The organism is Streptomyces sp. NPDC059785, from assembly GCF_042732375.1.
GTDB lineage: Bacteria > Actinomycetota > Actinomycetes > Streptomycetales > Streptomycetaceae > Streptomyces.
Window position 1 is genome coordinate 91,976 of the sequence record NZ_JBHWHV010000021.1, and the last position, 22,633, is coordinate 114,608.

Consider the following 22,633-nt stretch of genomic DNA (forward strand, 5'->3'; position numbering starts at 1 on the left):
GCGGGCCGATGTCGGGCTTCTTCTTCCCCTTCCCGGAAGACACTCCCTCCGGCCGCCGCGAGTGGCTGGCCCACCTGCGCGAAAGAGTGCTCAGCGTCGACAGCAAGAACGAGGTGCTCGACGTGATCGACAGCGCGCTCGCGGTCAACGCCCCGGACGGCAGTGAGGGCGCGCTGGAGGTGGTGAGCCAGCGCTACAGCGGCCGGGTCGGAGACGTCGACGACGTCTTCGACCGGGTGGACCGGGTGGCCCGCAAGGGTCTGCCCGAGGTCTGGGTCGGCGACACGAGCGTGCTCGCCACCGACGCGGTGAACGCGGCAGGACGCGCCGTGACGCACATGTCCGAGACGTTCACGAAGGGCGCGAAGGTCCTGCTCACGCTGGGCGACGCGCTCGGGGAAGCACAGCGGCTGGACGAGAAGGGCCGCGGGCAGCTGCGGGAACAGAAGACGGCGCTCGGCGGCCGGGACGGCTTCTTCGACGATCTGCACGAAAACGACGAGGAGGAGTGGGACCGCAAGAACGCCGCCCACTTCGCGGCCTTCGGTCTCGACGACATGCACAAGGCCGCCGCCGACGCCGAGGAGGCCGCCCGGGTCGCGGCCCGGGAGCTGAACAAACTGGCCTCCGAGGCGCGCACCGGCAAGATGAAGACCAAGGAACTCACCGCCGTCGACAAGCTGATGCTCGCCGACACCGCCGTCGCGGGCACCGCCACCGAGCTGAACGAGATCCTCTCGGCGGACGACATGCAGCGCGCCTCCCAGCGGCTGGACGGGCTGAACGCCAAGGACGAGCGGGCCGTGGAGAAGATGCTCGCGGGCGCGTCCAGCCCGCAGGAGCGGGCCTACCTGATGAAGGCGCTGGCCGCGGGGCACAGCGTCGCCGACATCGAGAAGTTCCGGAGCAAGATCCACGGCAAGGACCCGGACTGGCTGCGCGCACATCTCACACCGGTGGTCACCGCCTCTGACAGCATGAACGACGAGGGTCTGGCGGAGGACGGGTCGAACAACAACAAGGACTTCATGGCCTTTGACGGCCAGGGCTGGAGCCAGGGCGGCGACGGCTCCGAGGGCACCTGCGTGGCCTCCTCCACCGTCACCGCGCGCGCCATGGTCGATCCCCTGTACGCCCTCGACCTCACCGGCGGGCCCAGCGGGCAGGAGAACGACGGCGACGCCTTCAGGGAGCGCCTGGTGGCGGAACAGCACCGGCTGCACGAGGAGGGCGACGGGGGCGACGGCTGGAACGGCATGGACCTCGAAGGCAAGGAGCGCATCGTCGACTCCACGATCGGAAGCGCCACCGGCGACGACTACGAGCGTCACGACGTGAGCAGCGCCGACGACCGCAGGGCGGCCCTCAACGACATCGAGAAGGCCGTCGCGGACGGCAAGCCCGTGCCCATCGGTGTCGAGGGCAAGAACGAGGACGGTGATCGGGTCGGCCATGCGATGACGATCATCGGCCAGGAGGGCGACATGCTTCAGATCTACAATCCCTGGGGCACGACCACCTGGGTCAGTGAAGACGACTTCATCAACGGGCACATGAACAAGGCCTCGGACAAGGACCTTCCCAATGCGTACAGCGTTCTGCTTCCCGAGTAGGGCGATCGGCGCGGTCGTCGCGGCGACGTGCCTCGCGTTCGTCGCAGGCTGCGGAACGGACACCGACGAGCCCACCGGGCGGGGCACGGGGACCACCTCGGCCTCCCCGGAGAACGCCCCCTCCAGCCACCCCACCCAGGACACCAGCATCACCGCCGAGACCGGGGAGCGCTTCACGCTGGTCGTCGACGAGAACGTCTCCACCGGCGAGAAGTGGTACCTGGCGGCGCCGAAGCCCGACAGCGCGGTGGTACGCGACCGAGGCCAGGAGTACGAGGCCTCGGCCGACGCGGAGAAGATGGACGGCGCGGGCGGACACCGCGTCTTCACCTTCGAGGCCGCCGGCAAGGGCAGCACGAAGATCGTGCTGATGCACTGCCCGGTCTACGCCTGCAACGGCAGCACCACCTCTCCGGCCCCGGCGACCGGCGCACCGTCCTCGGTCCCCGAGCCGAAGAGCATCACCTACACCGTCACCGTCGGCTGAGAGCCGGTGTCCGACCGCGACGGACGCGCCAGCCGAGACCAGACCCCGAGGCCCGCCATGCCTGACGAAACCCCGCACCACCCCGACCGCACCGACGACGAGCTGGCCAGGCTCGACATCGCCCTCCTGGTCCGCTACGGCCTCACCGCCCCGCCGGGACCGAGGCGCACCGCGCTCTTCGGCGACGGAGCGGCGGGCGCGGCGGTGGTCCTCGACCGCCTCGGCACGGAGCCGCGCTCGGTCGCGTTCCTCGCCGACACGGTCCGCGCCGGCGGTCTGGCCCGAGCGGTCGACCTGCCCGAGCCGCTGCCCCGCCGGGAGGCGGCGGTCCTCGTACGCGACTGGCTGCGCGCCGGCACGGAACTCGCGGGCGGGCTGGCCGCCGACGACACCGCCGCGACGTGGCTGCGAGCCGTGGCGACGATCATCGAGGTGAAACAGGTGGCGAGGGCGCGGGGCTGATCCGGGACCGGAGCCCTGTGTACGTGATCTGACCACGAGATCCGAGGCTGTGACGTGAGCACGTGATCTGAGTACGGCGACGGATGTGGGGCGCCGGGCCGCGTTCGTAGCGTGGGCCTCATGGAGAACACCGGCACCGCGTCCGCATCGCCCGTCCCCGCCGCCACGGCTCGGCGCTCCGCCGCGCAGTGGGCGGGACTGGCCGTCCTGGCGATCGTGGTCCTGCTGACCGGCGCGTTCGTGTACGTCTTCGGCCCGCTGCTCGCGATCTCCTGCGGCAGTTGCCAGGACGGCGTCCGTGACGTGGGCGCGGGGGCGGGCACCGTGCTGCTCGCGCTCGCCCGCTTCGGCGTCCCGCTCACCGTGTTGGGTGCGATCGGCGCTATGGCCCATTCCCGAGGGGGTGCCCGAGCGGGCGCGATCGGCTTGGGCGTGCTGGTGGCCCTGCTGATCGCGATGGCGGCGCTGGCCGCGGCGTGATGACGGCGGCTCTCAGGGGCGGTTCCTCTTCAGCGCGCTGAGGAGGGCGGAGAAGGCGGCGGGGGTGGTGGCGAGGACGGTTTCGGTGGGGTCGGCGCTTTCGGTGAGGTGGATGGTGTCGGGGGCCTGGGATATGTGCAGGCAGGCTTCGCCTTCTTGGCAGTAGGACGACTTCTGCGGGGTCAGAGAGACGTGAACGCACGATTCCCCCTGGGCGCAGTGTGGGGATTTCTTCCAGGAAGAGGCGATGTTTAGGCAGGCTTCGCCTTGGGCGCAGTAGGACGACTTCCGCCAGATGGTGGTAGGCATCTCGGGTCACCTCACGGGTGATGCGTGGGGGTGTCAGGCGCACCGCTCGCCTTGAGGGACCCGAGAAACGCGGCGAATGCGGCGGGGGCTGCTAGCAGTACCGCGTGAGTGGGGTCGGCGCTTTCGGTGAGGTGGATGGCTATTTGGCCGTGGGAGACGTGGAGGCAAGCGTCGCCTTGGGCGCAGTAGGACGACTTCTGCCAGTTCTGCGTGCTCATGGACGATTCAGTCCTTTCAGAGTTCCCGGGTGATCGTGTTGATGAGGGCGCGCGATTTCTCCGGGGCCAGGGCGATGCCCTCGACCGTGTCCAGTAGCAGCCGGTACTTGTCCAGAAGCGCCTCGGCATCCAGTTGTACGGGCGCGTGAAACTGATCGAGCTGGGCGGTGTCCAGTTGCGGCACCGGTCCGTGCAGGTAGTTGATGGACTGCCCCGCGCCCGGGAAGGCGCCGACATCGAACGGGAGTACTCGCACGGTGATGTGCTCTCGCTCGCTCATGTCGAGCAAATGCTGAAGCTGAGCACGCGCAACGGTCCGGCCGCCGACGTTCATGCGCAATGCGGCTTCATGAATCACGGTCCGATAGTTCACCGGGTGGGTCTCGTGCAGCACTTGCTTCCGACTCAGTCGAAAAGAGAGGCGATGCTCCGCCTCAGCCGGTGTGAGAGCGGGGATCGCGTGGCGGAAGATCTCGCGGGCGTGGTCCGAGGTCTGGAGCAGCCCGGGCATGTACGAGGAGTAGACCGTGCGCACGGCGGTGGAGTGGTGCTCCAGCTCGGCCACGTGCAACAGGCTTGCCGGCAGAAACTCGCGATACGTCTCCCACCAGCCAGTCGTCTTCTCCGTCGCCATGCGGACCAGTTCCTCGATGAAAGCCTGGTCCGCGCAGTCGTACATGCGAGTCATGGCACGTAGTCGGTCCGGGCCGACGCCGAAGCGGGCCGACTCTATGTTGCTGAGCTGCCCCTGACCGATGCCGAGCGTGCGTGCGGCCTCGGTCGCCGTCATGCCTGCTCTCTCGCGCATCTTGCGCAATTCAGCGGCGAGCCGGAGGCGACGGGCTGATGCCGGTGGCCTTGGGGGCATTAGAACTCCTGCGATCAAGCGCGTAGTTGGGGCTCTCACTCATACGAGCTAACTTCTTTCAAGTTATCTCGAAACGCGCAAGAGCTACTTGCGGATGCCCTAGGTTCTCCGCAGGCGCCCCGCCCAGAAGCACCCCGCTCGACGGAGCGGCCGGGTCACTGGGCACCGGATACGAAGTTCCCCATCTCCCGACCGGACCAAGTCCTTCTCGTGATCGGACACTTCCATGCCCACCGTATCGCCGCCCTGGTCCTACACCCTCCAACTCCCGCACGACGTGCGCGCACCGGGCGTCGCACGCGTCACCCTCCGCGCCGTCCTCGCCGCCCACGGTCTCGCCGCGTCCGCACCGACCGCCGAGCTGCTGGCCTCGGAGCTGCTCACCAACGCCCACCTGCACACCGAGGGCCCGTACGCCCTGCGCGTCCTGTCCGGCACGGACCCCGGTCGCGTGCGCGTCGCGGTGTGGGACACCGATCCGAAGGTCCCGCCCGGCTTCAGAGGCGTACCGCCGCAGGCCGCCGCCGCGATGACCGACGAGCACGGCCGGGGGCTCCCCCTCGTACGGGCCTGCGCCGACGCGTGGGGCTCCTCCGTGCTGCGCGAGCTGGGCTCGTCGAAGGGCGGGAAACTGCTGTGGGCCGAGTGCGGGGAGTCGCGGTGAGCGGTGGGCCGCGTGCGGGAGCAGACGCTGTCCGATGTCCGACGTGGGCGCACAGCGCCATACTGAGAAAACGAGGTCCCGCTGGAAGAGGCCGAGCCCGCCAGGAAGCTGTACGCACACCGGCCGACGCCCCACCTCACCCCTGCGTCAACCCGTCCAGGTCCACCCGCACAGTAAGCAGCTCGTTCCCCAGTACCCACACCGCCGCGCTGTTCAGACGGGGCAGGGTGCGCAGGCGGGCCGTCGGGTCGTCGTCCGGGAGGATGTGGGCCGTGCCCTCGTGCCAGCGGCCCCGGATGCGGACGCGGACCCGCGGGTTCACGCGGATGTTGCGCACGTACTGGGACTTCTCGCCGAACTCGGAGACCAGCCAGAAGGCGTCGCCGATGCGGCGGCCGCCGACCGGGGTGCGGCGGGGCAGGCCGGAGACTCGGCCGGTGGTCTCCAGGACCGTCTGGAAGGGCAGGCGGCGCAGCAGCGGGTTGCCGATACGGCGCTGGAAGGAGGTGACGGCCCGGTGCTTGAGGTCGGTCTTCAGGTCGGTGCGGCGGGGCATACCCCGATCATCCACCCCTGGCCGGTCCCACGACCGTCACCGACGCCCGGGGGCCATCGGCTCAGTCACTGCTCCCGCCCCAGGAACACCGGATTGGTGAACGCCGCCAAGGCGCCCGGCAGCGGGCCCGCCGCCGTCTCGTGGCGGAGCTCCGCCCGTACGTACGCCGCGTTCGCCGGGGTCGTGTGCCATTCGGCTGTGCCCTCGCCGGAGACCGGGAGGGGGCCGGTCGTGAACAGGGTGCCCTGGTCCGTGACGAAGCGGATCGTGCAGCGGGGTGCGCCGGTGGCCTCCAGGCGTACCGTCACCGGGGTGTCGCGGGGGACCTCCAGGCGTTCGCCGATGCCGGCGTGCTGGCCGCGGGGGCCGGTCGCCGAGAAGGCCAGGGTCACGGTCTTGGACTCCGCCACGTACGAGCGGCCCGCTCGGATGCCCTCCTGGATCGCCTCTCGGGACAGGTCGTCCGCGAGGACCACCGTCTGCGGGAGGCCCACCGCGTCCGGGTCGCGGTGCGCGTCGCTGTTGCCCATCGCCGGGATCCAGGACGACCGGCCGCCCGAGCGCACCGCCGCGACCAGCATGCCGTCCCAGTCGGCGAGCGCCACCTCGTCGTCGGCCGTGTACGGGCCGTTCCACACCTCGACCGCGTCCGCCTCCCCGAAGCCGAACTTCCAGTTGCAGCCGATGCAGGTGGCGTGCGGGTGGGCCGGGACGACCAGGCCCCCGGCGCGGCGGATCCGGCGGGCGTAGCGGCCGAAGCGGTTGTCGCGGGCCCGGTAGCGCCAGTCGACGAACGTGCCGGGGTCGGTGCCGAGCGCCACCACGTGGCCGTTCCGGGTCGTCACCTCCTCGCCCAGCATGATCAGCAGGTCGTCGTCCGCCTCGTCGGCCCAGTGGGCGTGCGCGGAGTGCGTGTTGTGCTCCGAGGTGTTGATGAAGTCCAGGCCCGCCGCCCGGGCGAGGGCCGCGATCTCCGCCGGGGTGCGGCGGCCGTCCGAGTACCAGGAATGGAGGTGGCAGTCGCCGCGGTACCAGGACCGGCCCCTGCCCTTCGCCCGCACCGGCGGGTAGACCGGCTTCGCCACCTCGCCCGGTTCGCCGTACGTGAGCGTGACCGTCACCTCGTACGGCAGGCCCTGCGGGGCGACCGTGTACGGGCCGAGCGCGATGTGCCAGGTGCCGGGCCGTACGGGGCCGGGGAGGTAGCCCGGCGTGGCGTCGTCCGCGCGGAGGAAGAACTCCGTGCGCGCGCCGCCCGACCAGCCCCGGAAGCCCTCGCCGCCCAGCTCCGTGCCGCGCTCGTCGAAGATGCCGATGTCGAGCGCGTTGCCCGCCGTGCCGGCCGGCACCGACGGCTTCTCGTAGGTGTAGGAGACCTTGATCTCCCGGACGCCGGACGGTACTTCGACCGGGAGGTACACGTAGTCCGGGGAGCCCGTGGGCAGGGTGCCGCGCACCGTCCGCGTCACCACCGTGCCCGCGGCACCGGATGCGCCCCGGCCGGATCCGCCGGCCCCTTCGGCGCGCTCGGTCCCTTCGGCGCCCTCGGCGCCGCTCGCGAAGTCCACGCCGCCCAACGTAAGCGCGGCGGCGGCTCCCGTCACGAACAGGGCGCGTCTGCCGAGCCCGTGGTCCTGGCCGTGCTCGTGCTCGTCCTCGCACATGCTGCTGCCTTCCTCGAAAGACGGTGATGAGCGGCTGGAGTGACGCGGGTCCACTCTCGTATTCAGCCGTGAACTCAGCGGTACGGGAAGGGGAGCGGTGCCTTTCGGAACCGTGCTACCGGTGGTAGGAGGTAGCGCATGCGTATCGCCGTCACCATCTTTCTGACCGACGAGACGATCGGGCCGGTCCGGCTCGCCCGGGAACTTCAGGAGCGCGGTTTCGCGGGCCTCTACCTGCCCGAGCACACCCACATCCCCGTCGAGCGCACCACCCCGAACCCCTCCGGCGGCGAGCTGCCCCGCGAGTACGGCCGCACCCTGGACCCCTTCGTCGCGCTCGCCCAGGCCGCGGCCGTGACCGGACGCCTCGGGCTCGGCACGGGCGTCACGCTGATCGCCCAGCACGATCCGATCGCCCTCGCGAAGACGATCGCGACCCTCGACCACCTCTCCGGCGGACGGTTCACGCTCGGGGCCGGCTTCGGGTGGAACGTGGAGGAGGCCGACGACCACGGGGTGGACTGGCGGACCCGGCGGGACCTCGGCCGGGACCGGATCGGGCTGATGCGGGCGCTGTGGGCGGCCGGGCCGACCGCGTACGCGGGGACGTACGGGAGCGTGCGCGCCAGCCATGCCCATCCCAAGCCGGCGCAGCGGCCGAGGGGGAGCGTGGTCGGGCCGAGGACCCTGCTCGGGGGCGCCGCCGGACCGGTGCTCTTCCAGCACATCGGCGAGTACGCCGACGGGTGGATGCCCATCGGGGGCGGCGGCCTCGGCGAGTCGCTGCCCGTGCTGCGGGCCGCCTGGGACCGCGCCGGGCGCGACCCCGCCGCGCTCCACGTCGTGCCGTACGCCGTGCGGCCCACCCCAGGAAAGCTCGCCCACTACACGGACCTCGGCATCGAGGAGGTCGTGGTCCAACTGCCCTCCGCCGGGGAGCCGGAGGTCCTGCGGGCGCTCGACGCGTATGCCCAGTACGTGCCGCGTGGCGCGTGACGGGCGCCCCGTACAGGCCGCGTCCCGCGTGAGCGGAGACACCCGTCAGCCACGTTTTGGCTGATCACCCCGGTCGTATGCTCGAAGGATGACGACTTCCGAGACCCCCGCGACCCCCGCGACCGGAACCGGGCCGACCGCCAACGCCATGCGGCGCGCGCTGAAACGGGCGCGGGACGGTGTCGCCCTCGACGTCACCGAAGCGGCCGTGCTGCTCCAGGCGCGCGGCGCCGACCTCGACGACCTGACCGCCTCCGCCGCCCGGGTGCGCGACGCGGGGCTCGAACAGGCGGGCCGGCCCGGCGTCATCACCTATTCCAAGAGCGTCTTCATCCCGCTGACCCGGCTGTGCCGGGACAAGTGCCACTACTGCACCTTCGTCACCGTGCCGGGCAAGCTGCGCCGCGCCGGGCACGGCATGTTCATGTCCCCGGACGAAGTCCTCGACATCGCCCGCAAGGGCGCCGAACTCGGCTGCAAGGAAGCCCTGATCACCCTCGGCGACAAGCCCGAGGACCGCTGGCCCGAGGCCCGCGAATGGCTCAACGCGCACGGCTACGACGACACCATCGCCTACGTACGGGCCATCTCGATCCGGATCCTGGAGGAAACCGGGCTGCTGCCCCATCTCAACCCCGGGGTCATGACCTGGACCGACTTCCAGCGGCTCAAGCCCGTCGCGCCGTCGATGGGGATGATGCTGGAGACGACCGCCACCCGCCTGTGGTCCGAGCCGGGCGGCCCGCACCACGGCTCGCCGGACAAGGAGCCCGCCGTGCGGCTGCGGGTCCTGGAGGACGCGGGCCGTTCGTCCGTTCCCTTCACCAGCGGGCTGCTCATCGGGATCGGCGAGACGTACGAGGAGCGTGCCGAGGGGCTGTTCGCGCTGCGCCGCGTCGCCCGGTCGTACCACGGCGTGCAGGAGCTGATCATCCAGAACTTCCGCGCCAAGCCGGACACCGCGATGCGCGGGATGCCGGACGCGGAGCTGGACGACCTGGTCGCGGCCGTCGCCGTCGCCCGGCACATCATGGGCCCGGCCGCCAACATCCAGGCGCCCCCCAACCTGGTCGACAGCGAGTACGCCCGGCTGATCGGCGCCGGGATCGACGACTGGGGCGGTGTCTCGCCGCTGACCATCGACCACGTCAACCCCGAGCGTCCCTGGCCGCAGATCGAGGAGCTGGCCGAGCGGTCCCGTACCGCCGGTTTCGAGCTGCGCGAACGGCTCTGCGTCTACCCGGAGTTCGTCACCCGCGGCGAGCCCTGGCTGGACCCGCGGCTGCTGCCGCACGTCCGGGCGCTCGCCGACCCGGAGAGCGGCCTCGCCCGCCCGGACGCCACCGTCGAGGGCCACCCCTGGCAGGAGCCCGAGGAGGTCTTCCAGCCCTCAGGCCGCACCGATCTGCACCGCACCATCGACAGCGAGGGACGCACCTCCGACCGGCGCGACGACTTCGACGAGGTGTACGGGGACTGGGGTGCCCTGCGCGAGGCCGCCGCTCCCGGCATGGCGCCGTCGCGCATCGACACCGACGTACGGGCCGCCCTCGCGACCGCCGCCGACGACCCGACGAAGCTCACCGACGACGAGGCGCTGGCCCTGTTGCACGCGGACGGCCCCGCGCTCGACGCGCTGTGCCGGATCGCGGACGACGTCCGCAAGTCGGCGGTCGGCGACGACGTCACGTACATCGTCACGCGGAACATCAACTTCACCAACGTCTGCTACACCGGCTGCCGCTTCTGCGCCTTCGCCCAGCGCCGCACCGACGCCGACGCCTACACGCTCTCCCTGGACCAGGTCGCCGACCGGGCGCAGCAGGCGTGGGACGTGGGCGCGGTGGAGGTCTGCATGCAGGGCGGTATCCATCCCGACCTGCCCGGCACGGCGTACTTCGACATCGCGCGCGCGGTGAAGGAGCGGGTGCCCGGCATGCACGTGCACGCCTTCTCGCCGATGGAGGTCGTCAACGGCGCGACCCGTACGGGCCTGTCGATCCGCGAGTGGCTGTCCGCCGCCAAGGAGGCCGGGCTCGACACCATCCCCGGCACCGCCGCCGAGATCCTCGACGACGAGGTCCGCTGGGTCCTCACCAAGGGCAAGCTGCCCACGGCGACCTGGATCGAGGTCGTCACCACCGCGCACGAGCTCGGCATCCGGTCGAGCTCCACGATGATGTACGGGCACGTGGACCAGCCCCGGCACTGGCTCGGCCACCTGCGCACCCTCGCGGGCATCCAGCAGCGCACCGGCGGCTTCACCGAGTTCGTGACCCTGCCCTTCATCCACACCAACGCCCCCGTCTACCTCGCGGGCATCGCCCGCCCGGGGCCGACGATGCGCGACAACCGCGCGGTCACCGCCATGGCCCGCCTCCTGCTCCACCCGCACATCCCCAACATCCAGACGAGCTGGGTCAAGCTCGGCACGGAGGGCGCCGCCGAAATGCTCCGCTCCGGCGCCAACGACCTGGGCGGCACGCTCATGGAGGAGACCATCTCCCGTATGGCGGGCTCCAGTTACGGGTCCTACAAGTCCGTCAAGGACCTGATCGCGGTGGCGGAGGCCGCAGGCCGCCCGGCCGTGCCGCGCACGACGCTCTACGGCGCCGTCCCCGAGGAGCGGCAGCGCGCCGCCGCCGCGTCGGACGGGCATCTTCCGGAGCTGCTGCCGGTACTGGAGCAGTAGCGCCCGCACGCGGGGGTGCTCGTGCGGCGGATGGCCGTGCCCCGGTGCCGGACCCCATGCGGCCCGCCGCACGGGGTCCGGCACCGGCAACCGGGACCGGAGCGGCACCGGTGCCGGAGGCTAGGGCGTCCGGAGGTAGTCCGCCGTCCGGCCGCCGCCGGGCAGATGGATGACCAGCAGGACGATGCCGCTGAGCGTGACGACGCGGGTGGCGGCGTCCAGGCCGTTCCAGTCCGCCGACTGCCACATCGCGAACCACTCGCCGCCGATGGCGATGAACCCGGCCCCGAACAGCAGCAGGAGCATCAGCAGCCCGATGGTCGCGATCCGCCGGGCCCGCGCGTCGTCGCGCCGCGCGTACAGATACGTACCGGCGATCAGCACGAGCGCGGCGGCGGTCTCCCAGACGATGATCGCGACGTACGCCGCGTCCTGCCAGAAGTGCGAGGTGATCGCCCGCCACATCAGGTCGTCGTCCTTGAACGTCGTGTCCATCGCCAGGACATGGCGGACGAACTGCTGGTTGGTGCCGAAGTCGGTGATGTTGCCGAAGGCGACTAGGGCGGTATAGAGGGCCACCGTGGCGGTGAGCAGGGTGGCGGCGAGATGAAGTACGCCTGAGGGAGGGGTGGTTCGCGAGTCGGCCATGGTTCAAGTGTTGCCACCGTACGGCTGTGGGACCCAGCCGTTTTCCGGCGGGGTGGGAGAGACTGGGTCCGGCGTCCCGGTCCTGGCGGGCGGACGCGGACGCGGAGGAGTGGGCGGAATGGTGCGGCGTCGGGCGTCGATGCAGGAGCTGATCAGGGACCGCAGGCGGCACGGCTTCATCGGCAGGGCCGCCGAACGCGCGGCCTTCCGGGCCAACCTGGAGCTGGCACCGGAGGACGAGCGGCACCGGTTCCTGTTCCACGTGCACGGCACCGCGGGCGTCGGCAAGACCTTCCTGATCCGGGAGCTTGAGCAGGCGGCGCGCGACCGCGGCGCGCTCACCGCCCTGGTGGACGAGCGCGCCGAGGACCTGCCGGAGGCGATGGCCGCCATCGGCGAGCAGTTCGCCCGGCAGGGCCACCGCTTCAAGGACCTCGACCGGATGCTGGCCACCCACCGCGAGCGGCGCCACGAGGCCGAGGCGGCGGTCCTGGAGACCCTGGACCGGGACGGGAACGCGGACGGTGACGGGAGCGGGAACGGTGACGGGAGCGGGGAGCCGTCGGCGGCGAGTCTGACGGTGGCCCGGATGGGGGTGGCGGGCGCGGGCCTCATACCGGTCGTCGGGCCCTTCGCCGGAGCGCTCGACGCCGAGCGGGTCGCGGCGGGCGTGGACCGGCTGCGGGCCGGACTGAGCGCGCGCCTGCGCAGCCGGGAGGACGTCCTGCTGGTGCTGTCCCCGGAGCGGGTGCTCACCCCGCTGCTCCTCGGAGAACTGGCGCGCGCCGCCGAACAGACCCCGTGGATCGTGCTGTTCTTCGACACCTACGAACGGACCGGACGGCTCCTCGACGGCTGGCTGCACGAGGTGATGACGACCTTCCTCCACGGTGAGCTGCCCGCCAACGTCGTGGTCGTCACCGCCGGACAGCGGCCCCTGGACACCGCCCGCTGGGGCGGCCACGCCGACTTCGTCACGGACCTGCCGCTGGAGCCGTTCACGGAGGCCGAGGCGCGCGGCCTGCTCGCCGCCCGGGGCGTGACGGCCGAACCGGTCGTCGCCGAGGTGCTGCGGCTCACCGGCGGTCTGCCGGTCCTCGTGTCGACCCTCGCCGAGGCCAGGCCCGCCGACCCGGACGACATCGGCGACCCGAGCGCCACGGCCGTCGAACGCTTCCTGCGGTGGGAGGACGACCCGGTGCGGCGGGCCGCCGCGCTCGCCTGCGCGCTGCCCCGGAGCCTGGACGCCGACGTGTTCCGGGCCGCCGCGGACTGCCCGCCCGACGCGGCCGACCGGCTCTACGGCTGGCTGCGCGGGCTGCCCTTCGTCACCGCGCACGGCGACCGGGTGCGCTACCACGACGTCGTACGGAGTGCGATGCTGCGCTCGGAGCGGCTGCGGTCGCCGCGCGGCTGGGCCCAGCGGCACACCCGGCTCGCGGAGGCGTTCGGCGCCTGGCGGGCGGAGGCCGAGGCGGGGCTCGGACCCGGTGAGCGGTGGGCGGACGAGGCGTGGCTGCGGCTGCGGCTCGCGGAGTCGTACCACCTGCTGTGCGGCGCGCCCCGGACGGCGCTGTCCACGGTGCTCCAGGACGTCATCGACGCGTGCGGCGCGGGCGAACCGGTCGCCAGGCGCTGGGCGCAGGCGCTGGCCGACGCCGGCCGGGACGCCGACGCGGCGGGGCTCGCCGTCTGGGGCAAGGAACTGCTGAGGGCGCTGGCGGCGGACGGCACCCTCGCGGCGCTCGGCGTGCTGCTGGCGCGGGCCGGGTTCACCGCCCGGCTGCGCGCGGTCGTCTGCTGGCGGCGCGGGACCGTGCTGTCGGGGCGGGAGGAACACGCGCGCGCGGTGGACGAGTTCGACCGCGCCCTCGCCTTCGACCCGGGGCTGGGGCGGGCGTACCGGGCCCGTGCGGTCGCGTGGGCGAGACTCGGGGACCGCACCGGCGCCGTGGCGGACCTGGACCGCGCGGTGGAGCTCGAACCCGACCGGGTGGAGACCCTGCTGCTCCGCGGCGACCAGCGGCGCGTCCTCGGCGCGTACGGGGAGGCACTCGCGGACCTGGACCGGGCCGTCGAGCTGGACCCGGCGAGCGCGCCCGCCCGGGCCGCCCGCGGCGTCACCCGGCACCTGCTCGGCCGGCTCGAAGAGGCGACCGCGGACCTGGACCTGGCCCTGGAACTGGACCCGGAGTTCGTCTGGGCCTGGGTGCGCCGGGCGCGCGTGTGGCGGTCGCGGCACCGGGAGGAGCGGCGCGTCGCCGACCTGGACCGCGCCGTCGCGCTGGGCCCCGACTCGGCCTGGGTGCGGTGCGAACGGGGCGACGCGCTGACCGCCGCGGGCCGCTACGAGGACGCCCTCGCCGACTACGACCGGGCCGTGGCGCTCGACGGCGGCTACGCGTCGGCGTACGCGAGCCGCGGCGCGTGCCGGTTCCGGGCGGGGCGGCCCGACGGCGCGCTGGCGGACCTGGACCGGGCGCTGGAGCTCGAACCGGCGTACGGCTGGGCGCTGTACCGGCGGGCCGAGGTACGGCTGCACACCGGCGCGCACGACGGCGCACTCACCGACCTGGACCGCCTCCTGGACCTGGACGGCGGATACGCCCCGGCGCACACCCTCAGGGGCCGGGCGCTGCTCGGGCTCGGCCGGCCCGCGGAGGCCCTGGCGGCCGTCGGCCGCCGTCTCGGCCCCCCGCCGTCCGTGCCCCCGGCCGGCCCGGACCTGGACGAGGCGGCCGACCTGATCGAGGCCCTGCGCGCGGTGCCCGGAGCCGACCTGCCGGAACTCGGCCGGCTCGCGGACCGGGTGGCGCGGGCCCGGGAGGCGGCGGGGGCGTAGGACGGCTCACTCGGGGCTTGCATGCGGACATGGGGCCGCTCGATCGAGGCCGCAGGGCTGCCCATGAGGGGCCGCAAGGCTGCTTACTGTCCATAGCTGATCAATCGCGACCACTTCGGCCACCTGGGCCACTCTCCGCATACCGTTCCGGCCCCTCAACCGACCGTTCCCGGTCGATTACAGTGCTGAGCGATGCGGTCCGGAGGAGGGCGTGGTGGGTGCGACATCCGGTGCGGTCTGGGGCCGTGGCGAGCAGCAGGACTTCCGCAGCCGGGTCCGCGGGACGCTGCTCGGGGCCGCCGTCGGCGACGCGCTGGGCGCCCCGGTCCACCAGCTCACCCTGGAGGCGATCCGCGAGGAGCACGGCGGTACGGGGCTCACCGACCTCGCCCCCGGACACGGCGGCCGCGGCGCCGTCAGCCACCTCACCCAGCTCACGCTGTTCAGCCTCGACGGCCTGATCCGCGCCCAGGTCCGCCGGGACACCGGCGCCTGGCACCCGCCCACCGACCTGCACCGCGCCTATCGCCGCTGGGCCGCGACCCAGCGCGACTGGGGACCCGACGAACGCCGCAAGGAAGACGGCTGGCTGGCCCGCGAGGAGTGGCTGTACGCCCGCCGCTCGCCCACCCGCGCCCTGCTCCTCGGCCTCGGCGACGACACGATGGGCACCCTGGACGCGCCGAAGAACCCCGGGGACCCGGGCGGCGAGGCCGCGGCCAGGTCGGCGCCCTTCGGGCTGCTCGTCGGCTGGGAGCCGCAGCTCGTGATGCAGCTCGCGGTGGAGTGCGCGGCGCAGACCCACGGCCACCCGCTCGCGTATCTGACGGCGGGGGCGTACGCCGTCGTCGTGCACGCGCTGGCGCGCGGCGAGAACCTGGACGGCGCCGTGCAGCGGGCGCTGGCGCTGCTGGCCGCGCGCCCGGGGCAGCAGCCCGTCACGGACGCCCTCCAGCACGCCCTGGGCGCCGTACGGCAGGGCATGCCGACCCCGGCCCGGGTGGAGGAACTGGCCGGGGACGGCACGGCGGAGGGGACGCTCGCGGCCGCCGTGTACTGCGCGCTGGTCGGCGAGGACGTGCGGCACGGGCTGCTGCTCGCGGTGAACCACGGCGGGCCCTCGGGCACGGCGGGCGCCATGACCGGGGGCCTGCTCGGCGCCCTGCACGGCGAGACGGCCCTCCCGCCGGCCTGGCTGGCCGAGCTGGAGGGCCGTCCCACGATGCTTGTCCTGGCGGACGACTTCGCGATGGAGATGACCCAGGGCCCCGCGCTGCACGGACCGGCGGGCTCGTCCCCGGGCTGGCTGACCCGCTACCCGAGGGGCTGACCGGCCCGGGGCATTCAGTCCTTGACCGGCGTGCTCACCGCCCCGCCGTCCGCGGCCGTCCCGGCCGGACGCGGGAGCACGGCCGCCGCCGACCCGGACCCGTCGTCGTCCGTGTTGATCTTCTCCAGGACGGCGTCGCGCTCCGGGGTGTCCTCGGGCCTGATCAGGCCGATGAGGATGTACAGCACGAGCGAGATGGCCATCGGCACGGCCACCTGGTACTCGAGCTTCACATCCGTGCGCTGCGAGAAGTCCAGGTTGTAGTTGACGAAGAAGAAGGCGAGCAGCCCGCAGGCCCAGCTGGTGAGCGCCGCCGTCGGCCCCGACTTACGGAACGGCCGCAGCAGACCGAGGATGAACGGGATGGCGATCGGGCCCATGAGCCCGGCCACCCACTTGATGACGACGGTGATGATGTCCTTGAAGGTGGGCGAGTTGACCTGCGTGGCCACCGCCATGGACAGACCGAGGAAGGCGACCGTCGTCACGCGCCCGGCGATCAGCCCGGTCCGGGTGTCCCAGGCCCGCGCGGCCTTGGACAGCACCGGCACCACGTCACGGGTGAAGACGGCGGCGATGGCGTTGGCGTCCGAGGAGCACATGGCCATCGTGTGCGAGAAGAAGCCGACGACGACCAGACCCAGCAGACCGTGCGGCAGCAACTGCTCGGTCATCAGGCCGTACGCGTCGGACCCGTCCGGCTTCTCGGCCGTCACGAGCAGCGGCGACAGCCACATCGGGATGAACAGCACGACCGGCCAGACGAACCAGAGCCCGGCGGACAGCCACGCGGACCGGGTGGCCTCCCTGGCGCTGCCCGTCGCCATGTAGCGCTGGGCCTGGTTCCACATGCCGCCGTTGTACTCGAACAGCTTGATGAACAGGTACGCGATGAAGAACACCGTCATGTACGGTCCCGCGAACCCGTTCCCGTGCCCCTCCAGCTTCGGCGAGTCCAGCGCCTGGGACAGTCCGCCGTGCTTCTCGGAGATCTCGTGCAGCGCGATGATCAGCATCGCGAGACCGGCGAGCAGCTGGATGATGAACTGGCCGAGTTCGGTGAGCGCGTCGGCCCACAGCCCGCCGATCGTGCAGTACACGGCCGTGATGCCGCCGGTGATGATGATGCCCTGGGTGAGCGTGACCCCGGTGAAGACGCTGAGCAGGGTGGCGATGGCGGCCCACTTGGCGCCGACGTCGACGATCTTCAGCAGGATGCCGGACCAGGCGAGCGCCTGCTGCGTCGGCACGTTGTAGCGGTCCTTCAGGTACTCCAGCGGCGAGGCCACGTGCAGCCGGGACCGCAGCCGGTTCAGCCGCGGGGCGAACGCCTTGGCACCGATCGCCACGCCGATCGCGATCGGCAGCGACCAGGTGACGAACGAGGTGATGCCGTAGGTGTACGCGATGCCGGCGTACCCGGTGAACATCACCGCGCTGTAGCCCGACATGTGGTGCGAGATGCCGGACAGCCACCAGGGCATCTTGCCGCCCGCGGTGAAGAAGTCGCTGACGGTGTCCACGCGTTTGTGGGACCAGACGCCGATCGCGGTCATGACGCCGAAGTACGCGACCAGGACGGCCCAGTCGAGACCGTTCATGTGCCCCCTCCAGGGGTCCGCCTTGTGAACCTGCCAATACCGGACGGCACTTCGCCAGTACGCACAGGGGCGGAGCCCCCGTGCGGGAGCGGGGACTTCGGGGATTGAACCGCCGGTCCGACCGACCGGTCAAGACCTCAACGGATCACGGATATGAACGCGGATCAGCTTGCCGAACCATTTTGCCTTCTCTTGACCCGTACGCAGGTTGTCGTGCTCGTGACGAGAGCCACACGATGAGCGGGCACTTCGTCACACGGACAGATACCGTTCACGACGAGCAGGCGTACGGGATGCGGGTCCCGTACGGCCGAGTGAGGAGCCCGCCGGCCCCAGTCGCCCCCCGTCCGCTACCGCATCACTTCCCCCGCGTTCACCAGCAGGGACTGCCCGGTGATCGCCCGCGCCCGGTCGGACGCCAGGAACACCGCGGCGTCCGCCACGTCGCCGTCCGTCGCCAGCTCGGGCAGCGCCATCCGCCGGGTGAGCCGCCGCAGCACCGCCTCCTCCGGTACGCCCTCGCTGTCCGCGGTGAACCGGACGTACGCCTCCACGGGCGGGCCCCACATCCAGCCGGGCAGCACCGTGTTGACCCGGACCCGGTGGGGGCCCAGCTCCCGGGCCAGCGAGTACATCGCGCTCGTCAGGGCGCCCTTCGATGCCGCGTACGCCGCCTGGCGCACCTGCGTCGGGGCGGCCACCGACGACTGGGTGCCGATGAGGACGACGGAACCGCCGCGCTCCTTCAGTGCGGGCAGACAGGCCCGGGTCATCCGCAGCGAGCCGAGCAGGTTCACGTCGACGACCGTCCGCCAGGTGGCGAAGTCCGCGTCCTGGAGACCGCCGAAGTGGCTGTCCCAGGCGGCCACCTGGACGAGCGCGTCGATCCTGCCGAACCGCTCGCGCGCCAGCTCCGCGAGCGCCTCGCACTGCCGCTCGTCGGTGATGTCCGTCGCCCGGTACGCGGTGTGCGCCCCGCCGGGGTCGAGCTCGGCGGCGTACTTCGCGAGGTTGGCCTCCGTGCGCGCCCCGAGCACCGCGGCGCCTCCGTCGCGCACCACGGCCGCCGCGACCTCGCGCCCGAGCCCGGCACCGACCCCCGAGACGACGACCGTTCTGCCGGCCAGCAGTGACATCGCGACCCCCCTCTGGCCAATTATCTGACGGTCCGTCAGAGTAAGCGGAGCAGGTGGCGGAGGGAAGGGGAGCGACGTGGGAGAGCGGACGCGCAGCGAGACCTACGGGGAGCTGGCCGCCCTCGGCCCGTACGGGGTGCGGCCGGGCCATGCCCTGATCACCCTGGTCGAACCGCACCCGGGCCACGAGTACGCGTACAACCGCTGGTACGAGGACGACCACTACTACGCGGGCGCGATGGCGATGCCCTGGATGTACGCGGGCCGCCGCTGGGTCGCCACCCGGGACCTGCAACTCCTGCGCTACCCCGGGCACTCGGCGGTCGCCGACCCCGTCACGGCCGGCTGCTACCTGTCCACCTACTGGGTCACCGAGGGCCGCTACGACGATCACATGCGCTGGACCGTGGGCATCAACAAGCGGCTCAACCGCGACGGGCGCGTCTACCGGGACCGTACCCACGTGTTCACCGCGTTCCAGGACCACGAGGCGACCGTGTACCGCGACGGCGCGGCCGGGCCCCGTGACTTCCACGCTTTGGACCACCCGTACGCGGGGCTGGTCCTCGAGGTCGTGGACGCCGAATCCGCCGGAGCGCGCGCCGGGTTGCTCGACTGGCTGCGCTCCTGTCATCTGCCCGAGCGCCTGGCCGGTTCACCGGCCGCACTGGTCACCGTCTTCCGCCCGACCCCGCTGCCCGGCGACCGTATGACGTACGTCAAGCAGGTGGAGGGCGTGGACACCCGGCTGACGCTGCTGTGGTTCCTGGAGGCGGATCCGCGCGAATGCTGGGAGCGGTACTTCACCGGACTCGACGCGGTGGTGGCGGAAGCCGGCCGCGGCCGGCTCGAACTGCTGGCGCCGTTCGTCCCGACGGTGCCGGGCACGGACAAGTACGTCGACCGGCTGCGCTGAGAGGCGCGGGCCCCTGCGGCGGGGAGGCGGAAGGGGCCGGACGTCCGAGAAGGGCCGGATGCCGGAGAAGGAACCGGATGCCGAGAAGGAACCGGATGCCGGAGAAGGGCCGAGCCCCCTCGGCCAGGACGGCGGGCCGGTCGAGAGGGCTCTTCGGTACTGCGTATCCAATTGGGCGCTGCGGTTGTGTATGCGAAATACGGAATGCGAAATGCGGAATCCGGAATGCGAGATTCGGTCGCCGGTGCGGCCGACGCCTCATGTGCGGCCGAAAGCCCCCCGGCTCACCCCGGCCACGAACGCGTTCCACGATTCCGCGGGAAACGCCAGTGTGGGGCCCTCGGGGATCTTGGAGTCCCGCACCGCCAGCGCGAGCTGCGGGGACTTGACCTCGACGCACGCGCCGTTCCCCATGGAGTAGGAGGACTTGGTCCAGGTGTCCGCGATGCCTTGCTGAATCGCCATGTTTGCTCCGGTAGCCAGTCGTTGAGTTGCTGTCACCGAACTGCGGCGCCATAGCGGAACCTACGGTTCGGTTTTGCGCCAACTGTGTTGCTCGATGGCGTGATCGACGCTACTCGCCAATATGGGAGGACGAAGCAACTATTCACTCGACCGGGTGGCATATTCCCCTGGGTCTTCCATCCGGCTTGTCGAAGGTGTAGCTTCTGCGCCCCCTGACCGCCCAGGCCCGTTTCGGCACGATTCACTACGATCTGGTGCGATCCGGCAGCTCATGTTCCACTCGGTCCACGTCGTACCCGGCCTACGTCGTACCCGGCGTACGTTCCGCTCAGCGCGCGTACTCCTTGGCGAGGTCCGCGATGAACTGGCGCGACTGCTCCACGTTCATGGCCTGGGCCCGCAGGTGCTCGTACATCACGCTGTACTGCTGGACGTCGTTCGCCTTCTCCAGATAGAGGTCGCTCGTGACACCCTCGATGTAGACGACGCTGGAGTCCGCCGTGTCCGCGAACTCCAGGATCGCGTACTGGCCGTTGAGGCCCGGGTGCGCGCCCATCTCGAACGGGATCACCTGCACGGTGACGTGCGGCAGCTGCGACTGCTCGACCAGATGCTCCAGTTGCTCCCGCATCAGGGAGCGGTTGCCGACCAGCCGGCGCAGCGGCGCCTCGTCCAGGACGGCCCACAGCCGCAGCGGGTTGTCGGCCTCGGTGATTCGTTCCTGCCGGCGCATCCGGACCTGGACCCGCTTGTCGATGTCACCGGGGGCGGCCTCCGGCAGCGCCCCCGTGATCAGCGCCTCCGCGTACGACCGGGTCTGGAGGAGCCCGGGGACCACCTGCGGATCGTAGACGCGCAGGGACGCAGCGTCGGTCTCGAGACCGATGTAGACGCTGTAGGGGATGTCCCCGAACGAGTGCCACCAGCCCTGCTGGCGGGAATCCTTCGCCATCTGCATCAGCGAATCGACGACTCTCTGGTCCTCGACCTCGTAGACCCCGCACAGGTCGCGGACGTCACGCTGGCTGATACTGCGCCGCCCGTTCTCCAGGCGGCTGATCTTCGACTGGGAGACCAGCAGCCGGTCGGCGACCTCTTCGGCGGTCATGCCCTTGTTCTCGCGGAGCCGGCGCAGCTCCTGGCCCAGCCGGCGGCGCCGGACGGTGGGATTGACATTGGACGCCACGGGACGTGCACCTCCGGCTGCGGGCCTCTACTTTGCGTATCTGCTGTTGAGCAGATTGCCACCAAGGTGCTTTCTACCGCTGGAAAACAGCGGATATGCGCTGCGTACACGCCAGTTCGAGGACTTGGCCGGTTCTGCGGCCACAGGCCGGATCCGCCGTCCCGTACGGCGTGCCGCCCGGCCGCGGGAATGCGGTCGCGCGGGGCGACGGACCGTGCCCCCGCCCGGCGGACGGACGGATGGCACGGCCGCGTCGCCCCGCGCGGACCAGCGGCTCCCGAACCGGATCATGGGGACTGCGGTGCGGCGGTGCGGTGGTACGGCGGTGCGGTGATACGGCGGTTCTGTAAGCGGTGTTGCCCTGTGGTGGATCGGTGGATCGGTGGATCGGTTGACCGGCGAATCTGTGGGCCGGCGGATCAGCTGATCAGTGGACCACGGCGCGCGCCATGGAACCGCGGCGCGGCTGCATCGGAACACCCCTGGCGGGTTCCGGTGCGGACCTGACGCCGGCGGAAGCCGGGCGGCCCGCCGGTGCCGGGCTGCGGCGTGGCTGTGCGGCCACCCCGTTCTGGACGTCCATGACCGCGTGCGCCACGAGACCGCCCATGGGATCGTGCCTGATCAGATCCCGGAGCCTGGAGCGGGACGAACGTCCCTCGTTCCCCGGGTACAGGTGCTTGCCGAGGCCGACCGCGTGGGCCAGCGCGGCGAGCGCCGCGGTCCGTGGGTCCGGCGGTACGCCGGTGCGGATCGCGCTGTCCAGCCGGGACCTGATCTCCCGGCTGATCGCCGTGTCCGTCGCCTGGTAGCGAGTCGTCGGCAGCACCCCGCACATCTGGCCCGCCACGGCATGCACCATGCCGCACCGCTCCAGGTGCGAGAGATAGGTCTGGCGCAACCCAAGCCGGGGTCCGCCGATCCAGTTGACGGCGCGTACGGGTGCTCCGCGACGGCGAAGCAGTTCCAACGCACAGTCAAGTGTTGGATCTCCAGTCGGCCGTGGTACCACCACGGCGATACGATCCCCGTCTGGGGCTATCCGTCCGGCCAGCGCCAGCTCCACTAGCTGTGCTCCGGCCAGACCGAGGTCGAGCGACTGCGGCTGCGCAGTGGTACCCGTGGCCGGGTCCAACGCCAGCAGCAGAAGCTCCTCCGGAAGTGTTCTGCGGCTCCTGCCCATCCATGCCTCCCCGCGTGGATGAATGACAGGGTGACCCCTCTCACATTGGTCTGTCGAGGGTGCGTGACCGGTTCGTAGTGGAACCGGTAGGTATGTCGTTCTCGTCTACCGCAGAGGTTAAGCCCGCACACAGGACACTGGTACATGGTTCGGACAGCGGTGTCCGGGCGGCGGTTCGAGGGTTTCACGGTTCGTTGGGCGCCGCAGGGTGGCGCACGGAGGAGGCATCGGTGGCGGGCGAGTCCCCCGACAGGTCGAAGCAGCACGAGTCGTCGGCGTCGTCGGCAGAAGCGACGTCGGGGGCACCGGCTTCGGTT

General features: G+C 71.6%; 21 protein-coding genes. 10 read left to right on the forward strand and 11 right to left on the reverse strand.

Annotated elements, in window-relative coordinates; genetic code table 11:
* Window positions 1-8 precede the first annotated feature (8 nt).
* The 4 genes from ACFV6E_RS18060 (at window position 9) to ACFV6E_RS18075 (ending at window position 3,042) form a co-directional block, all read left to right on the forward strand.
* Window positions 9-1,613, forward strand: coding sequence for a peptidoglycan-binding protein (locus tag ACFV6E_RS18060; RefSeq protein ID WP_385162862.1), 1,605 nt, complete (start codon window positions 9-11; stop codon window positions 1,611-1,613).
* Window positions 1,585-2,100, forward strand: a complete 516-nt coding sequence (locus tag ACFV6E_RS18065; protein ID WP_385462696.1) for a protease inhibitor I42 family protein — start codon at window positions 1,585-1,587, stop codon at window positions 2,098-2,100. The genes ACFV6E_RS18060 and ACFV6E_RS18065 overlap by 29 nt, the downstream gene beginning before the upstream one ends.
* Before the next feature lie 57 nt (window positions 2,101-2,157).
* Complete coding sequence (locus ACFV6E_RS18070) at window positions 2,158-2,562, forward strand: hypothetical protein (RefSeq protein ID WP_385162866.1); 405 nt, start codon at window positions 2,158-2,160, stop codon at window positions 2,560-2,562.
* Window positions 2,563-2,682: 120 nt separating this feature from the next.
* Window positions 2,683-3,042: a hypothetical protein gene (locus tag ACFV6E_RS18075; protein WP_385162868.1), complete on the forward strand. Its 360-nt coding sequence runs from the start codon at window positions 2,683-2,685 to the stop codon at window positions 3,040-3,042.
* 12 nt (window positions 3,043-3,054) lie between these two features.
* Here ACFV6E_RS18075 and ACFV6E_RS18080 read toward each other — a convergent pair whose 3' ends face one another.
* The 3 genes from ACFV6E_RS18080 to ACFV6E_RS18090 are packed head-to-tail and all read right to left on the reverse strand — an operon-like array spanning window position 3,055 to window position 4,437.
* Complete coding sequence (locus ACFV6E_RS18080) at window positions 3,055-3,351, reverse strand: DUF397 domain-containing protein (protein WP_385162870.1); 297 nt, start codon at window positions 3,349-3,351, stop codon at window positions 3,055-3,057.
* 11 nt (window positions 3,352-3,362) lie between these two features.
* Window positions 3,363-3,698, reverse strand: coding sequence for a DUF397 domain-containing protein (locus tag ACFV6E_RS18085; RefSeq protein ID WP_385162872.1), 336 nt, complete (start codon window positions 3,696-3,698; stop codon window positions 3,363-3,365).
* The gene (locus tag ACFV6E_RS18090; RefSeq protein WP_385162874.1) at window positions 3,586-4,437 is read right to left on the reverse strand and encodes a helix-turn-helix transcriptional regulator; all 852 of its coding nucleotides are present in this window, start codon (window positions 4,435-4,437) and stop codon (window positions 3,586-3,588) included. The genes ACFV6E_RS18085 and ACFV6E_RS18090 overlap by 113 nt, the downstream gene beginning before the upstream one ends.
* A 226-nt stretch (window positions 4,438-4,663) precedes the next feature.
* Here ACFV6E_RS18090 and ACFV6E_RS18095 point away from each other — a divergent pair, with 226 nt between their 5' ends.
* Window positions 4,664-5,101: an ATP-binding protein gene (locus ACFV6E_RS18095; RefSeq protein WP_385162876.1), complete on the forward strand. Its 438-nt coding sequence runs from the start codon at window positions 4,664-4,666 to the stop codon at window positions 5,099-5,101.
* Window positions 5,102-5,237: 136 nt separating this feature from the next.
* Here the strand turns inward: ACFV6E_RS18095 and ACFV6E_RS18100 are convergent, their stop codons facing one another.
* Both ACFV6E_RS18100 and ACFV6E_RS18105 read right to left on the reverse strand, forming a co-directional pair.
* Window positions 5,238-5,657: a nitroreductase/quinone reductase family protein gene (locus tag ACFV6E_RS18100; protein ID WP_385162878.1), complete on the reverse strand. Its 420-nt coding sequence runs from the start codon at window positions 5,655-5,657 to the stop codon at window positions 5,238-5,240.
* Window positions 5,658-5,722: 65 nt separating this feature from the next.
* A complete protein-coding gene (locus tag ACFV6E_RS18105) occupies window positions 5,723-7,321 on the reverse strand; it encodes a CehA/McbA family metallohydrolase (protein WP_385162880.1) in 1,599 nt (532 codons plus the stop codon).
* A gap of 138 nt (window positions 7,322-7,459) precedes the next feature.
* Here ACFV6E_RS18105 and ACFV6E_RS18110 point away from each other — a divergent pair, with 138 nt between their 5' ends.
* Complete coding sequence (locus ACFV6E_RS18110) at window positions 7,460-8,317, forward strand: TIGR03619 family F420-dependent LLM class oxidoreductase (RefSeq protein WP_385162882.1); 858 nt, start codon at window positions 7,460-7,462, stop codon at window positions 8,315-8,317.
* Window positions 8,318-8,405: 88 nt separating this feature from the next.
* Window positions 8,406-11,009: a bifunctional FO biosynthesis protein CofGH gene (locus ACFV6E_RS18115; protein ID WP_385162884.1), complete on the forward strand. Its 2,604-nt coding sequence runs from the start codon at window positions 8,406-8,408 to the stop codon at window positions 11,007-11,009.
* A 120-nt stretch (window positions 11,010-11,129) separates the two neighbouring features.
* Here ACFV6E_RS18115 and ACFV6E_RS18120 read toward each other — a convergent pair whose 3' ends face one another.
* Window positions 11,130-11,657 carry a DUF2165 domain-containing protein gene (locus tag ACFV6E_RS18120; protein WP_385162886.1) on the reverse strand — a complete coding sequence of 176 codons (528 nt, stop codon included), beginning with the start codon at window positions 11,655-11,657 and terminating at the stop codon, window positions 11,130-11,132.
* 118 nt (window positions 11,658-11,775) lie between these two features.
* On the opposite strand from ACFV6E_RS18120, the gene ACFV6E_RS18125 reads away from it, so the two are divergent.
* Both ACFV6E_RS18125 and ACFV6E_RS18130 read left to right on the forward strand, forming a co-directional pair.
* Complete coding sequence (locus tag ACFV6E_RS18125; protein WP_385462699.1) at window positions 11,776-14,499, forward strand: tetratricopeptide repeat protein; 2,724 nt, start codon at window positions 11,776-11,778, stop codon at window positions 14,497-14,499.
* Window positions 14,500-14,713: 214 nt separating this feature from the next.
* Entirely contained in the window at window positions 14,714-15,829 is a 1,116-nt protein-coding gene (locus tag ACFV6E_RS18130) for an ADP-ribosylglycohydrolase family protein (protein ID WP_385462701.1), read from the forward strand.
* A gap of 14 nt (window positions 15,830-15,843) precedes the next feature.
* Here ACFV6E_RS18130 and ACFV6E_RS18135 read toward each other — a convergent pair whose 3' ends face one another.
* Both ACFV6E_RS18135 and ACFV6E_RS18140 read right to left on the reverse strand, forming a co-directional pair.
* The gene (locus ACFV6E_RS18135; protein ID WP_385462703.1) at window positions 15,844-17,430 is read right to left on the reverse strand and encodes a sodium:solute symporter family protein; all 1,587 of its coding nucleotides are present in this window, start codon (window positions 17,428-17,430) and stop codon (window positions 15,844-15,846) included.
* A gap of 350 nt (window positions 17,431-17,780) precedes the next feature.
* Window positions 17,781-18,566 carry an SDR family oxidoreductase gene (locus ACFV6E_RS18140; protein WP_385162893.1) on the reverse strand — a complete coding sequence of 262 codons (786 nt, stop codon included), beginning with the start codon at window positions 18,564-18,566 and terminating at the stop codon, window positions 17,781-17,783.
* 76 nt (window positions 18,567-18,642) lie between these two features.
* Here ACFV6E_RS18140 and ACFV6E_RS18145 point away from each other — a divergent pair, with 76 nt between their 5' ends.
* Window positions 18,643-19,482 carry a hypothetical protein gene (locus ACFV6E_RS18145; protein WP_385162895.1) on the forward strand — a complete coding sequence of 280 codons (840 nt, stop codon included), beginning with the start codon at window positions 18,643-18,645 and terminating at the stop codon, window positions 19,480-19,482.
* A 258-nt stretch (window positions 19,483-19,740) separates the two neighbouring features.
* On the opposite strand, the gene ACFV6E_RS18150 is transcribed toward ACFV6E_RS18145, so the two are convergent.
* From ACFV6E_RS18150 to ACFV6E_RS18160, 3 genes are all read right to left on the reverse strand, one after another.
* Entirely contained in the window at window positions 19,741-19,947 is a 207-nt protein-coding gene (locus tag ACFV6E_RS18150) for a DUF397 domain-containing protein (protein WP_385162897.1), read from the reverse strand.
* Between the two features lie 328 nt (window positions 19,948-20,275).
* Window positions 20,276-21,133, reverse strand: coding sequence for a helix-turn-helix domain-containing protein (locus ACFV6E_RS18155; RefSeq protein WP_385162898.1), 858 nt, complete (start codon window positions 21,131-21,133; stop codon window positions 20,276-20,278).
* 427 nt (window positions 21,134-21,560) lie between these two features.
* The gene (locus ACFV6E_RS18160) at window positions 21,561-22,316 is read right to left on the reverse strand and encodes a GPP34 family phosphoprotein (protein WP_385462706.1); all 756 of its coding nucleotides are present in this window, start codon (window positions 22,314-22,316) and stop codon (window positions 21,561-21,563) included.
* Window positions 22,317-22,633 lie beyond the last annotated feature (317 nt).

Coding starts and splice junctions, on each gene's coding strand:
- ACFV6E_RS18060 (WP_385162862.1), top strand. CDS start 9: ATGTCGGGCTTCTTCTTCCCCTTCCCGGAAGACACTCCCTCCGGCCGC.
- ACFV6E_RS18065 (WP_385462696.1), top strand. CDS start 1,585: ATGCGTACAGCGTTCTGCTTCCCGAGTAGGGCGATCGGCGCGGTCGTC.
- ACFV6E_RS18070 (WP_385162866.1), top strand. CDS start 2,158: ATGCCTGACGAAACCCCGCACCACCCCGACCGCACCGACGACGAGCTG.
- ACFV6E_RS18075 (WP_385162868.1), top strand. CDS start 2,683: ATGGAGAACACCGGCACCGCGTCCGCATCGCCCGTCCCCGCCGCCACG.
- ACFV6E_RS18080 (WP_385162870.1), bottom strand. CDS start 3,351: ATGCCTACCACCATCTGGCGGAAGTCGTCCTACTGCGCCCAAGGCGAA.
- ACFV6E_RS18085 (WP_385162872.1), bottom strand. CDS start 3,698: ATGCCGAGGCGCTTCTGGACAAGTACCGGCTGCTACTGGACACGGTCG.
- ACFV6E_RS18090 (WP_385162874.1), bottom strand. CDS start 4,437: ATGCCCCCAAGGCCACCGGCATCAGCCCGTCGCCTCCGGCTCGCCGCT.
- ACFV6E_RS18095 (WP_385162876.1), top strand. CDS start 4,664: ATGCCCACCGTATCGCCGCCCTGGTCCTACACCCTCCAACTCCCGCAC.
- ACFV6E_RS18100 (WP_385162878.1), bottom strand. CDS start 5,657: ATGCCCCGCCGCACCGACCTGAAGACCGACCTCAAGCACCGGGCCGTC.
- ACFV6E_RS18105 (WP_385162880.1), bottom strand. CDS start 7,321: ATGTGCGAGGACGAGCACGAGCACGGCCAGGACCACGGGCTCGGCAGA.
- ACFV6E_RS18110 (WP_385162882.1), top strand. CDS start 7,460: ATGCGTATCGCCGTCACCATCTTTCTGACCGACGAGACGATCGGGCCG.
- ACFV6E_RS18115 (WP_385162884.1), top strand. CDS start 8,406: ATGACGACTTCCGAGACCCCCGCGACCCCCGCGACCGGAACCGGGCCG.
- ACFV6E_RS18120 (WP_385162886.1), bottom strand. CDS start 11,657: ATGGCCGACTCGCGAACCACCCCTCCCTCAGGCGTACTTCATCTCGCC.
- ACFV6E_RS18125 (WP_385462699.1), top strand. CDS start 11,776: ATGGTGCGGCGTCGGGCGTCGATGCAGGAGCTGATCAGGGACCGCAGG.
- ACFV6E_RS18135 (WP_385462703.1), bottom strand. CDS start 17,430: ATGAACGGTCTCGACTGGGCCGTCCTGGTCGCGTACTTCGGCGTCATG.
- ACFV6E_RS18140 (WP_385162893.1), bottom strand. CDS start 18,566: ATGTCACTGCTGGCCGGCAGAACGGTCGTCGTCTCGGGGGTCGGTGCC.
- ACFV6E_RS18150 (WP_385162897.1), bottom strand. CDS start 19,947: ATGGCGATTCAGCAAGGCATCGCGGACACCTGGACCAAGTCCTCCTAC.
- ACFV6E_RS18160 (WP_385462706.1), bottom strand. CDS start 22,316: ATGGGCAGGAGCCGCAGAACACTTCCGGAGGAGCTTCTGCTGCTGGCG.